At 59.5% G+C, this 12,062-nt stretch carries 12 protein-coding genes; 3 read left to right on the top strand and 9 right to left on the bottom strand.

The window, feature by feature from the left end; genetic code table 11:
• Positions 1-95: 95 nt before the first annotated feature.
• The 5 genes from rplS to ffh form a co-directional block, all read right to left on the bottom strand.
• Complete coding sequence (gene rplS / locus ACEVBK_RS02495; RefSeq protein WP_202083172.1) at positions 96-458, bottom strand: 50S ribosomal protein L19; 363 nt, start codon at positions 456-458, stop codon at positions 96-98.
• Between the two features lie 32 nt (positions 459-490).
• Complete coding sequence (trmD, locus tag ACEVBK_RS02490; protein WP_375057042.1) at positions 491-1,237, bottom strand: tRNA (guanosine(37)-N1)-methyltransferase TrmD; 747 nt, start codon at positions 1,235-1,237, stop codon at positions 491-493.
• A 27-nt stretch (positions 1,238-1,264) separates the two neighbouring features.
• The gene (rimM, locus tag ACEVBK_RS02485) at positions 1,265-1,786 is read right to left on the bottom strand and encodes a ribosome maturation factor RimM (protein WP_375057041.1); all 522 of its coding nucleotides are present in this window, start codon (positions 1,784-1,786) and stop codon (positions 1,265-1,267) included.
• A 23-nt stretch (positions 1,787-1,809) separates the two neighbouring features.
• Positions 1,810-2,061 carry a 30S ribosomal protein S16 gene (rpsP, locus tag ACEVBK_RS02480; RefSeq protein ID WP_202083178.1) on the bottom strand — a complete coding sequence of 84 codons (252 nt, stop codon included), beginning with the start codon at positions 2,059-2,061 and terminating at the stop codon, positions 1,810-1,812.
• 171 nt (positions 2,062-2,232) lie between these two features.
• Positions 2,233-3,606 (bottom strand): signal recognition particle protein, encoded by a 1,374-nt coding sequence (gene ffh, locus ACEVBK_RS02475; protein ID WP_375057040.1) that lies wholly within the window; start codon positions 3,604-3,606, stop codon positions 2,233-2,235.
• A gap of 145 nt (positions 3,607-3,751) precedes the next feature.
• On the opposite strand from ffh, the gene ACEVBK_RS02470 reads away from it, so the two are divergent.
• Both ACEVBK_RS02470 and ACEVBK_RS02465 read left to right on the top strand, forming a co-directional pair.
• Entirely contained in the window at positions 3,752-4,540 is a 789-nt protein-coding gene (locus ACEVBK_RS02470) for an inner membrane protein YpjD (protein ID WP_375057039.1), read from the top strand.
• Positions 4,541-4,608: 68 nt separating this feature from the next.
• Positions 4,609-5,877: an HlyC/CorC family transporter gene (locus ACEVBK_RS02465; RefSeq protein ID WP_375057038.1), complete on the top strand. Its 1,269-nt coding sequence runs from the start codon at positions 4,609-4,611 to the stop codon at positions 5,875-5,877.
• Here ACEVBK_RS02465 and ACEVBK_RS02460 read toward each other — a convergent pair.
• Together ACEVBK_RS02460 and ACEVBK_RS02455 are read right to left on the bottom strand one after the other, a co-directional pair.
• On the bottom strand, positions 5,874-6,323 hold the full coding sequence (locus ACEVBK_RS02460) for an Rrf2 family transcriptional regulator (protein ID WP_375057037.1): 450 nt from the start codon (positions 6,321-6,323) through the stop codon (positions 5,874-5,876). The two genes, ACEVBK_RS02465 and ACEVBK_RS02460, sit on opposite strands and share 4 nt — an antisense overlap.
• A 108-nt stretch (positions 6,324-6,431) precedes the next feature.
• Complete coding sequence (locus tag ACEVBK_RS02455) at positions 6,432-7,076, bottom strand: tetratricopeptide repeat protein (RefSeq protein ID WP_375057036.1); 645 nt, start codon at positions 7,074-7,076, stop codon at positions 6,432-6,434.
• 230 nt (positions 7,077-7,306) lie between these two features.
• Between ACEVBK_RS02455 and ptsG the strand changes: the two genes are divergently transcribed.
• On the top strand, positions 7,307-8,746 hold the full coding sequence (ptsG, locus tag ACEVBK_RS02450) for a PTS glucose transporter subunit IIBC (RefSeq protein ID WP_375057035.1): 1,440 nt from the start codon (positions 7,307-7,309) through the stop codon (positions 8,744-8,746).
• 286 nt (positions 8,747-9,032) lie between these two features.
• Here the strand turns inward: ptsG and mazG are convergent, their stop codons facing one another.
• The gene (gene mazG / locus ACEVBK_RS02445) at positions 9,033-9,836 is read right to left on the bottom strand and encodes a nucleoside triphosphate pyrophosphohydrolase (RefSeq protein ID WP_375057034.1); all 804 of its coding nucleotides are present in this window, start codon (positions 9,834-9,836) and stop codon (positions 9,033-9,035) included.
• 11 nt (positions 9,837-9,847) lie between these two features.
• Positions 9,848-12,061, bottom strand: a complete 2,214-nt coding sequence (gene relA, locus ACEVBK_RS02440; RefSeq protein ID WP_375057033.1) for a GTP diphosphokinase — start codon at positions 12,059-12,061, stop codon at positions 9,848-9,850.
• Position 12,062 lies beyond the last annotated feature (1 nt).

Genomic DNA, 12,062 nt, shown 5'->3' with positions numbered 1-12,062 from the left:
AATGGACAGCCCGGGCGGCAGAAGAGGAGCAAGGCAGGGTACAAATCAAAAAGCCCGCAATCGCGGGCTTTTTTCGACAGCCGAACCGGCTTGGCTTACTTGCCGTTCTTGGCGGTAAGACGCTCTTTGATACGAGCAGACTTACCGGCACGATCACGCAGATAGTAAAGCTTGGCGCGACGCACAGCACCGCGACGCTTCACTTCCACGCTGCCGATCAGCGGGCTGTGAGTCTGGAAAGTACGCTCAACGCCTTCACCGTTGGAGATTTTGCGAACGGTAAAAGAAGAGTGCAGACCACGGTTACGCTTGGCGATAACCACGCCTTCGTAAGCCTGCAGACGCTCTTTGCCACCTTCGGCAACGCGTACCTGTACACGCACGGTGTCACCCGGACCGAAGTCGGGGATATCGCTGCGCAATTGTTCGTCTTCAAGCTGCTTAATGATGTTGCTCATGATATTTCCTTACCTAGGGTAAACTGAAAACTCTACTGCTTGTCACTGCAATCGCGGACAAATTCGGCAAGAAGCTGCTCTTGCTCGTCAGTCAGAGCTAGGTTATTCAAGAGTTCCGGCCTTCTTAACCAGGTCCGGCCCAATGACTGCTGCATTCTCCAGCGCGCCACCTCGGCGTGGTTGCCACTCAGCAACACTTTGGGAACGGCCATTCCCGCCAGTTGCTCCGGGCGTGTGTAGTGAGGATGATCCAGTAACCCTTCACTGAAGGAATCCTGCTCCGCACTCGCCATGTCACCCAATACGCCGGGCACCAGACGGGCCACCGCATCGATCAGTACCATGGCCGGCAATTCACCGCCACTGAGCACGTAATCCCCGACCGACCACTCTTCGTCGACATCGGCCTGGATGACGCGCTCATCCACTCCTTCGTAACGCCCGGCCACCAGGATTAGTTTCTCCTGCCTGGCCAGTTCGGTTACGCCTTGCTGATCCAGCTTGCGGCCCTGGGGAGACAGATAAATCACCCTGGCTCCCTCACCCGCCGCCGCCCGCGCCGCTGCGATGGCGTCACGCAGGGGCTGAACCATCATCAGCATGCCGGGCCCGCCCCCGTAGGGTCTGTCATCGACAGTGCGGTGTTTATCCCGGGCGAAATCCCGCGGATTCCAGCATTCAAATGTCAGCAGGCCATCTTTCACGGCCCTACCGGTTACTCCATAGTCGGATACTGCCCGGAACATCTCCGGGAAGAGGCTAACCACCCCTATCCACATGATTTTCTCCGTGCGGTTCGACTGGAATTAAAAATCCGGATCCCAATCTACTTCGATGATGTTGTCCTGAAGATTCACGGACTTGATCACCTGATCTTCCAAAAACGGGATCAACCGTTCTCTTTGACCAAATGCATCGTTGGCATTGGCTTTTACTACCAGCACGTCGTTTGAACCGGTTTCCATCAGTTGAGTCACCAGGCCGAAATCATAGCCTTTGGTATTTTTCACCCGACAGCCGATCAGATCGCGCCAGTAGAATTCGTCACCCGGCAGCGCGGGAAAGACTTCCGCACTCACCGCGATGTCGGCACCGGTCAGCAACTGGGCCTGTTCCCGCTGGTCGATGTCGGCCAGCTTGCAGATCAGGCTTTTGTTATGACGCTTCCATCCAGTAATCTGGATTTCACGCCAGCCGCTACCGTCTTTTATCAACCAGGGTTGATAATCGAAAATGCCTTCTGGCTGGTCGGTAAAGGAGTTGACCTTCAACCAACCTTTAATGCCGTAAACGGCGCCCAGTTGGCCTACTACTACCGGTTCGCTCACCTTAACTCCCTACCCGTAAAGACTTAGGCCGCTGCTTTGGCTGCGTCTTTGATCAATTTGGCTACGCGATCAGACACGTTAGCACCCTGGCCTACCCAGTGGTTGATGCGCTCCAGGTCCAGGCGCAGTTTCTCTGCCTGACCGGTGGCGATCGGGTTGAAGAAGCCAACGCGCTCGATGAAACGACCATCGCGAGCGTAGCGGCTGTCAGCAACAACTACTTGGTAGAACGGACGCTTTTTCGCGCCACCACGTTGTAAACGAATGGTTACCATACCGTCCTCTATTTACTTGAAACAAACAAGGTCCGCAGACAATGCGAACCCTGGCTTAAAATAAGCCGCGCAATTGTACTCCGATCCGGCGAGAATGCAAGCAAGGCGGGCGTGCACGACGGGGGCCGCAGATAGGCTCGCGTTCCCCGTTCACCCGTACCGGCTCCGCCGTCAGAACGGGCCGCGCCGGCCGCCGCCCGGGCCCATCATGCCCTGCATCTGGCTCATCATCTTGCGCATACCGCCCTTGCCGGACATTTTTTTCATCATCTTCTGCATCTGGGTGAACTGCTTGAGCAGCTTGTTCACCTCCTGCACATCGGTTCCGGAGCCCAGGGCGATACGGCGCTTGCGCGACCCCTTGATCAGATCCGGATGGCGGCGCTCTTTCGGCGTCATGGAGTTGATGATAGCTTCCATCCGTACCGTCAACTTGTCGTTGACCTGATCCTTGACGTTGTCCGGCAACTGGTTCATGCCCGGCAACTTGTCCATCAGGCTCATCATGCCGCCCATGTTGCGCATCTGCACCAACTGGTCACGGAAATCCTCCAGATCAAAACCCTTGCCCTTTTTCAGCTTCTGGGCCATTTCGGCGGCCTTGCCCTTGTCGACCGAACGCTCCATCTGATCGATCAGCGACAGCACATCACCCATGCCGAGGATACGCGACGCCACCCGATCCGGATGGAAGGGCTCCAGGGCATCGGTCTTTTCGCCGACGCCGATAAACTTGATCGGCTTGCCGGTAATGTGCCGCACCGACAGGGCGGCACCGCCCCGGGCGTCACCGTCCGCCTTGGTCAGGATCACCCCGGTCAGCGGCAGCGCCTCGCTGAAGGCCTTGGCGGTATTGGCCGCGTCCTGGCCGGTCATGGCATCGACCACGAACAGGGTCTCGATAGGATCGATGGCCGCGTGCAGCGCCTGGATCTCCCCCATCATCTGTTCATCGATATGCAAGCGGCCGGCGGTATCCACCAGCACCACGTCGAAGAATTTCTTGCGGGCGTAATCCACGGCATTGCGGCCGATATCCACCGGCTTCTGCTGGATATTGCTGGGGAAACACTCCACTTCCAGATCCGCCGCCAAGGTCTCGAGCTGCTTGATCGCCGCCGGACGATAGACGTCGGCACTGACCACCAGCACCTTCTTTTTATGGCGTTCTTTCAGGAACTTGGCCAGCTTGCCCACCGAGGTGGTTTTACCGGCGCCCTGCAGACCCGCCATCAGGATCACCGCCGGCGGTGTGACCGCCAGGTCGAGCGCTTCATTGGCCTCGCCCATCACCGACACCAGCTCGGCGTTGACTATCTTGATAAAGGACTGGCCCGGGCTCAGGGACTTGGACACTTCCTGGCCCACCGCCCGTTCCTTGACCCGGTTGACGAAATCCCGCACCACCGGCAGGGCAACGTCCGCCTCCAACAGCGCCATACGCACTTCGCGCAGGGTCTCTTTGATGTTTTCTTCGGTCAGGCGACCGCGGCCACTGATGTTTTTCAGCGTGCGCGACAACCGTTCGGTGAGATTTTCAAACATGAGTAGGTCCGCAAGTGGCGAAAATTGCGACCAGTATACCCAAGTTGCCGGCCGAACTTAAGCGACCGCAGGTAGCGATATGACTTGCCTTGAGGGTATACTGGCCGTTCTTCTTTATTTTACCGGCTAATGGCTTACGTTCATTATGGAATTGCTTGCTGTTTTGGCGATGGCATTTTATCTGTTGGCGGCCTTCGCCTGTGTGCATAATCTGCTCAATCCCCAGAACCAGGGCCGTCGCTACGGCTTGCTGGCGGCCCTCTTCGCGCTGGGCCTGCATGGGCTCTGGCTGTTCGACACCGTGGTGATGGTGCCCGGTCAGAACCTGAGCATGCTGAATGTGGCTTCCATCGTCAGCCTGATCATCTGCCTGCTGATGACGATACTGGTCAGCCGCTTCAATGTCTGGCTGCTGATGCCGGTGGTGTACGGCTTTGCCGGCTTGCTGCTGGCCGCCGATTACCTGCTGCCCAGCTACTACGGCATGTACCTGGAGACCCGCCCGGCGGTGTTGCTGCATATCGGCCTGGGGTTGATGTCCTATTCCCTGCTGGTGATCGCCTGCCTGTTGGCCATCTTGCTGGGCTTCCTCGATAACCGGCTGAAAAAACACAAGCTCACCAACCTGCCGGCGATGCCGCCGCTGATGACCATAGAGCGTTACCTGTTCCGGCTGATCTTCGTCGGCGTGGTGTTGCTGACCCTGTCTATCTCCAGCGGGCTGTTCTTCCTGCAGGAAATGTTCAGCCCCGGCAAGGCCCACAAGGCCATTCTCACCATTCTGGCCTGGTGCGTCTATGTGGGTCTGCTGTGGGGCCATCACCGCCTGGGCTGGCGCGGGCGCAAAGTGATCTGGACCAGCGTGGCCGGCAGCATATTGCTCACCCTGGCTTATTTCGGCAGCCGCTTCGTGCGGGAAGTCCTGCTGGGTTAGCCTTGACTTGACAGCGCCCGCTCAAACCCTTAGTAATTGATCAGCTTTTTCACCACAGGACGGTCTGCTTGGACGACATATCCACGGGTACCCTTAGTGGTATCCTGATAGCTTTACTCTGTATCTCCGCCTTTTTCTCCAGCTCTGAAACCGGCATGATGTCACTCAACCGTTATCGGCTGCGGCATCTGGTGCAAAATCGACACAAATCGGCCACCCGGGTGGATAAACTGCTCTCCCGCCCCGATCGGCTGATAGGCCTGATCCTGATCGGCAACAACCTGGTCAATATCCTCGCCTCCGCCATCGCTACCCTGATCGCCATCCGCCTGTTCGGCGACTATGGTGTGGCCGTGGCCACCATCGCCCTGACCATAGTGGTGCTGATCTTCGCCGAGGTGACTCCCAAGACCCTGGCGGCACTGTATCCGGAGCGGGTCGCCTTTCCCGCCTCCTTTATCCTCAAACCGCTGATGGTACTGCTCTATCCGGCGGTATGGACTATCAACGCCATCTCCAACGGCCTGTTGTCGTTGTTCCGTATCAACCCGCACAACCGGGAAGATACCGCCATCAGCTCGGAAGAACTGCGCACCATCGTCAACGAAGCCGGCGCCCTGATCCCGCGTCGACACCAGGACATGCTGGTATCCATCCTGGATCTGGAAAAGGTGACGGTGGACGATATCATGGTGCCGCGCAACGAAATCTACGGCATCGACGTCACCCAGGACTGGAAAACCATCAGCCGGCGGCTGTTGCAGAGCCCCCATACCAAGGTGCTGCTGTACCGGGACAATATCGATGATGCCCTGGGCTTTATCCATGCCCGGGATGCCCTGCGCCTGCTGGCCAAGGAGGAGTTCAGCAAGTCCAGCCTGATGCGGGCGGTGCGCGAAATCTACTACATTCCCGAAGCCACTCCCCTCAACGTGCAGTTGCTCAAGTTCCAGCGCAACAAGGAACGCATCGGCCTTATCGTGGATGAATACGGCGACATCCAGGGTCTGGTCACCCTGGACGATATCCTGGAGGAAATTGTCGGCGATTTCACCACCACCATCAGCCCGACCCTGAGTGACGAAATCAAGCCCCAGGACGACGGCTCCTACCTGATCGAGGGCTCTGCCAGTATCCGGGACATCAACAAGGAACTGGGCTGGAAGCTGCCCACCGATGGCCCTCGTTCCCTCAACGGCTTGATCCTGGAATACCTGGAAGAGATCCCCCAGGCCAACATCGGACTGCGGCTGGCGGGTTACCCCATAGAAATACTGGAAGTGGAAAACAATATGGTAAAACTGGCCCGGGTATTACCCCACTACTATCGCCCCTAGGCTTTGGCAACTTGCGGCTCGAGCTGGTTGAAAATGACCATCAGCTCGTCCCGGTTGCCCACCAGATCGGCCAGGGTATAACTTTCCATGACGCGCAAGAATGCTTCCATCGCCAGCTTGAGCGCATCCTTCAGTCGACAGGCCGGCACCAGGTAACAGGCCGGGCTGCCGCAGTCGATTCCCTTCAGATTGTGTTCCAGGGTGCGGATCACCTGACCGATATTGATGTCTTCCGGCGCCCTGGCCAGCCGGATGCCGCCGTTCTTGCCCCGCACCGCATGGATATAGCCTTCCCGCGCCAGCTGGTTGACCACCTTGACCATATGATTGCGGGACACATCGTACAGCTTGGAGACATGGGCGACGCTGGTCAGTTCCCCCTTGGGCAGCGTCGCCAGATACATCATGGTTCTCAATCCGAAATCGGTATAGGTGGTCAGCTTCATTCAGCGGATATCCTGGACAGGGGGAATATATATACATGATACACATTAGTGTATCAAGGTGACATGAAATGTCGGCGATGACAAGCGCACGCCCCGGCGGGGGCTGACTCAGAACAGCAACTGGTGGTTCAGCTCCTTCACCTTGTGCGCCGGCATACGCGCAGCCAGGGCCTTGCTCAGCCGCTCCGCTTCCCGGTGCTGGGCCGGATCGGCGGTGACCATCTGCTTCAACCACAGGTAGGCCTGGGGGTAGTCCAGCGGGCTGCCGGCCCCTTCCAGCAGCCAGCGGGCCCAGGTGAACTGGGCCTTCTCAAAGCCCAGGCTGGCCGCCTCCTGCATCAAGGGGGCGGCCCGCTCCCGGTTCTGCTGCACCAGGGTACCGTTGTAATAATAACGCCCCAACTGCTCCAACGCCGCCGGCAACCCCTGCTCCGCCGCCTTCCAGATCATCGCCATGCCCCGCCGCGGCTGCCTGGGTACACAGACCCCCCAGGCCAGCATGTCTCCCCACAAAAACTGGTAGGACGGCAGCCGCAGCACCTCTGCCCTGGCCTCGATATCCTGCACCAGCTGGCAGTTGTCCCTGTCGCGCACCTGCCGCAGATGGCGGTTGTTGTTGATCCAATGGATCAGCTCGCGCTCTTCATAGAGGGGCACGGCCCTGAGCTCTTCCGTCGCGACGGTGGATTCCCGCTCCTGGGCAAAAATTGGCAGGCTGCAGCACAACAGTAAAAAACAGGATATAAGCTTCATCGGTTATCCTCCTGGCCTATCTATCGGCGCAGTGCAGCAAAGGTTGAGCTCTGTGTAACATTTTGTAAGAAACTGTTGCATTGTTCTCGATAAACGCCGGGGAAATGCGCACTCGGTCCCCCTTTTAAAACTCCAACTTGCACAAGCTGAATCGATTCAATCAATATAAGCCCAACAAGCTTCTATACTACCTGAAAATCCTTTGTTCCTTTTTACCCGGAGTGTTTTTTATGCTTAAAAACGCCTTTTCCAACCTGCAAAAAGTAGGTAAGTCACTGATGCTGCCGGTATCAGTGCTGCCCGTTGCAGGTTTATTACTCGGCATCGGCGCCGCCGACTTCAGCTGGCTGCCCCATATCGTATCCATGCTGATGGCCCAGTCCGGTGGTGCCATCTTCGGCAACCTGGCGCTGATCTTCGCTATCGGTGTGGCCCTGGGCTTCACCAACAACGACGGCGTCGCCGCCCTGGCTGCCGTGGTCGGCTACTTCGTGCTGACCGCCGCCATCGGCGTCATGGGCCCCATCGTCACCGGACTGGATCCGGTCGCCGACGCCACCCTGATCAAACAACTGACCGACACCGGCGTGCTCGGTGGTATCATCGCCGGCGGCATCGCCGCCTACCTGTTCAACCGCTTCTACCGCATCCAGTTGCCCGACTACCTGGGCTTCTTCGCGGGCAAGCGCTTCGTGCCCATCATCACCGGTATTACCGCCATCTTCACCGGTGTACTACTGTCTTTCATCTGGCCGCCCATCGGCAGCGCCATCAACAGCTTCTCCGACTGGGCCGCCTACCAGAACCCGGCGCTGGCCTTCGGCATCTACGGCGTGGTGGAGCGGGCGCTGATCCCCTTCGGCCTGCACCATATCTGGAACGTGCCCTTCTTCTTCGAGGCCGGCACCTATACCAACGCCGCCGGGGAAGTGTTCCGCGGCGAGATCGCCCGCTATATCGCCGGTGACCCCAGCGCCGGCAACATGGCCGGTGGCTATATGTTCAAGATGTACGGCCTGCCCGCCGCCGCCATCGCCATCTGGCATTCCGCCAAACCGGAAAACCGCGCCAAGGTGGGGGGGATTATGCTCTCCGCCGCCCTGACCTCCTTCCTTACCGGCATCACCGAACCCATCGAATTCGCCTTCATGTTCGTGGCCCCGGTGCTCTACGCCATTCATGCCCTGCTGGCCGGCTCCGCCTATGTGCTGACCATCCTGCTCGGCATGAAGCACGGTATGACCTTCTCCCACGGCTTCATCGATTTCGTCGTGTTCTTCTCGCAATCGACCAAAGGCTGGATGTTCCCCATCCTGGGTCTGGCCTACGGTGCCCTCTACTACACCCTGTTCCGGGTCGCCATCGTCAAGCTGGATCTGAAGACCCCGGGCCGGGAAGAGGCCAGTGAGGAAAGCGCCAGGCAAGGCGGCTCAGAAATGGCCGAACAACTGGTCACCGCCTTCGGCGGCAAGAACAACATCGCCAGCCTCGACGCCTGTATCACCCGGTTGCGGGTGGGCGTGAAGGACGTGGCCCAGGTGGACCAGAGCCAGCTGAAGAAGCTGGGCGCCGCCGGGGTGGTGGTGGCAGGCTCCGGGGTGCAGGCCATCTTCGGCACCCGCTCCGACAACCTGAAGACCGATATGGATCACTGGATCAAGGACAACTGATCCCGCCAATCCGCCGATAGCAGAACGCCACCCGCAGGGGTGGCGTTTTTTGTTTTCATCCGCGTCGGCGGTTTATAGAAGCTGTTTGCGATCTTTGCGAGGCTGTCTGTTACGGCCCAGCGAAGAGACAACGGGGCCACCTCCACCGATACGCTTCAAGCACATCCCTGTGACGCTCGGCACATGCCATCCCTGTTGCCTTTTTCAAGCCCCGACGCTGTCTGAGAGTAGCGTCAACAGGCGACACTGCTGCTTTGGTCGAGTATACCAGAGTTCAAACAGGCGCTCAGGGCTCCTGCCGTTTGACCCGGTTCCAGTAACCGTCCAGCTCCTCCAGGCTGCAGGCCCGGCTGTCCTTGCCGTCGGCCTGCAGGGCCTGCTCCACCGCCCGGAAACGGCGTTCAAACTTGTCGTTGGCCCGGCGCAGCACCGCCTCCGGATCCTGCTTGAGATGGCGCACCAGGTTGACGCAGGCGAACAGCAGATCGCCAAGCTCGTCCGCCACCCTGTCCTGATCCCGCTCCGGCTCGGCCAGCTCGGCCATGACTTCGTCCAGCTCTTCGCGGATCTTGTCCACCACCGGCGGCAGCTCGTGCCAGTCGAAGCCGACCGCGGCGCAACGCTTCTGGATCTTGTTGGCCCGGGACAGCGCCGGCAAGCTGCGGGGAATATCGTCCAGGGCGCTGGTGGCCGAGGCATCCTTGGCTTTGCGTTCCTCCGCCTTGGTGTTCTCCCAGTTGGCCTTGACCTGTTCTTCGCTGTCAAAGTCGGCGTTGCCGAACACGTGGGGATGGCGCGCGACCAGCTTGTGGCTGATCGACTGCACCACATCGCCGAAATTGAACAGGGAGCGCTCCTCCCCCAATCGGGCATAAAACACCACCTGAAACAGCAGGTCACCGAGTTCCCCGGGCAGTTCACCGAGCGCCCCCCGCTCTATGGTATCGGCCACTTCATAGGCCTCCTCCAGGGTGTAGGGGACTATGCTGGCGAAGTCCTGTTTCAGATCCCAGGGACAGCCGGTTTCCGGATCCCGCAATGCCGCCATGATGGCCAGCAGATCGCCGAGCGAGTAGTTGTAATGTTCCATCCGTGCTCCCGTTACAGCCGCTTGGCTTCCAGTATGTCCGGCAACTGGCTGATCTTGGCCAGGGTCCGGCTCAGGGTATCGATATTGTAGACTTCCAGCTCCATGTCGATGATGGCGGTCTGTTGCTTGCGATTGGAGCGACTGTTCACTCCCATCACGTTGATTTTCTCGTTGGCGAGGATAGTGGTGATGTCCCGCAGCAGGCCGGATCTGTCGTTGGCCACCACCCTCATGGTGAGGTTGTAGCCACCGGAATAGTTCTCGCCCCAGACCGCGTCCACCATCCGTTCCGGGTGCTGGGACGCCAGCTCCTTGAGCTGCTCGCAGTCGGCCCTGTGGATGGAGATGCCCCTCCCCTGGGTAATGAAACCGATGATCTCGTCGCCGGGAATAGGCTGACAGCAACGGGCGGTGTTGGTCAGCAGGTTGCCCACTCCCTGCACCACTATATGGCCATGGGCCTTGTGCTCCTGGGGTTTCTTGGCCGCCTTCTGTTCCAGCTGACGCAGCACCTGCTCGTCCTGCTCGGCACTGGTCGGTTTCTTGTGCTGCCCCTGCAGGTAGTTGAGCAGTTGGTTGATGCGCAGGTCGCCGCCGCCGATGCCGGCCAGCAGGTCGTCCAGGGTGGCCATGTTGAACCGTTCCTGCACCTTCTTGTCGATCTGGGAGAAGGTCAGCCCCAGGCGATCCAGCTCCTTGTCGAGTACCTCGCGGCCGGCGTGGATGTTCTTGTCCCGGTCCTGCTTCTTGAACCAGGTGGCCACCTTGGAGCGGGCCCGGCTGGTACGCAGGAAGCCCTGGTTGGGGTTCATCCAGTCCCGGCTGGGATTGGGTTGCTTCTGGGTGATGATCTCCACCTGATCGCCGGTCTGCAGCTGGTAGGTGAAGGGCACGATGCGCCCGTCTATCTTGGCACCGATGCAGCGGTGACCGATCTGGCTGTGGATATAGTAGGCGAAGTCAAGCGGGGTGGCCCCGGCCGGCATGTCCACCACTTCCCCCTTGGGCGTGAACACATAGACCCTGTCCTCGAACACCTGGCTGCGCAACTCGTCCACCAGGGAGCCGCTCTCGGCCATGTCTTCCTGCCAGGCCAGCAGCTTGCGCAGCCAGGCGATTTTTTCTTCGAACCCGCTCTGCCTGACGCCGGCCGCACCTTCCTTGTACTTCCAGTGGGCCGCCACCCCCAGCTCCGCATCCTGGTGCATCTGATCGGTGCGGATCTGGATCTCCACCGTTCTGCCCTCGGGGCCGATCACCACCGTATGGATGGACTGGTAGCCGTTGGGCTTGGGGTTGGCCACGTAGTCGTCGAATTCCCGGGGAATATGGCGCCACTGGGTGTGCACCACGCCCAGCGCCGCGTAGCAGTCCTGCAGATGCCGGGTCACCACCCGTACCGCCCGCACATCGAACAGCTCGTCGAAGTCCAGGCTCTTCTTCTGCATCTTGCGCCAGATGCTGTAGATATGCTTGGGTCGGCCGTACACCTCAGCCTCGATATCCGCCTCTTTCAGCGCGTTCCTGAGTCCGGAGACAAAGTCGTCGATATAGGCTTCCCGCGCCAGCCGCTTCTCGTCCAGCAGCTTGGCGATGCGCTTGTAGGTTTCCGGATGCAGATAGCGAAACGACAGATCCTCCAGTTCCCACTTGAGCTGGCCGATACCGAGCCGGTTGGCGAGCGGCGCGTAGATGTTGGCGATCTCCTTGGCCACCAGCACCCGGGTCTCTTCGTCGGCGCTTTTCACCTCGCGCAGACAGGTGATGCGCTCGGCCAGCTTGATCACCACCGCCCGCACGTCCTCAACCATGGCCAACAGCATGCGGCGAACCTTATCGACCTGGGCTTCGGAGCTCTTGTCGCTGTGCACATGCTGCAGCGAGCGGATGGCTTCCATATCGGCCACCCCCTGCAGCAGGCGGACGATATTGTCGCCGAAGTCAATCCGTGCCCGCTCCAGATCCAGATAGCCGGTTTCCAGGAAGGGATAGAGCAGCGCCGCCTTGAGGGTATCCAGATCCATGCTCAGGGTCAGTAAGATGCCCACCATCTCCACCCCCTCGGCAAGCAGTCGCTGCTCCGCCTCGGGCGATGCCTCCAGCCGCCGGCAATACTCGTACACCGCGGTCAGCTTATCCCTTTCTTTCGCTTCCAGGGGCAGGGTCGCCGCCCACTCGGCCAGGCTGAAGGTTGATTTAAGATGGGTATCGCGCACTGAAACCATA

This window comes from Zobellella sp. DQSA1 (assembly GCF_041950555.1).
Taxonomy (GTDB): domain Bacteria; phylum Pseudomonadota; class Gammaproteobacteria; order Enterobacterales; family Aeromonadaceae; genus Oceanimonas.
Note: the sequence above shows the minus strand (reverse complement) of the source record. Positions and strands in the feature narration are given on the sequence as shown.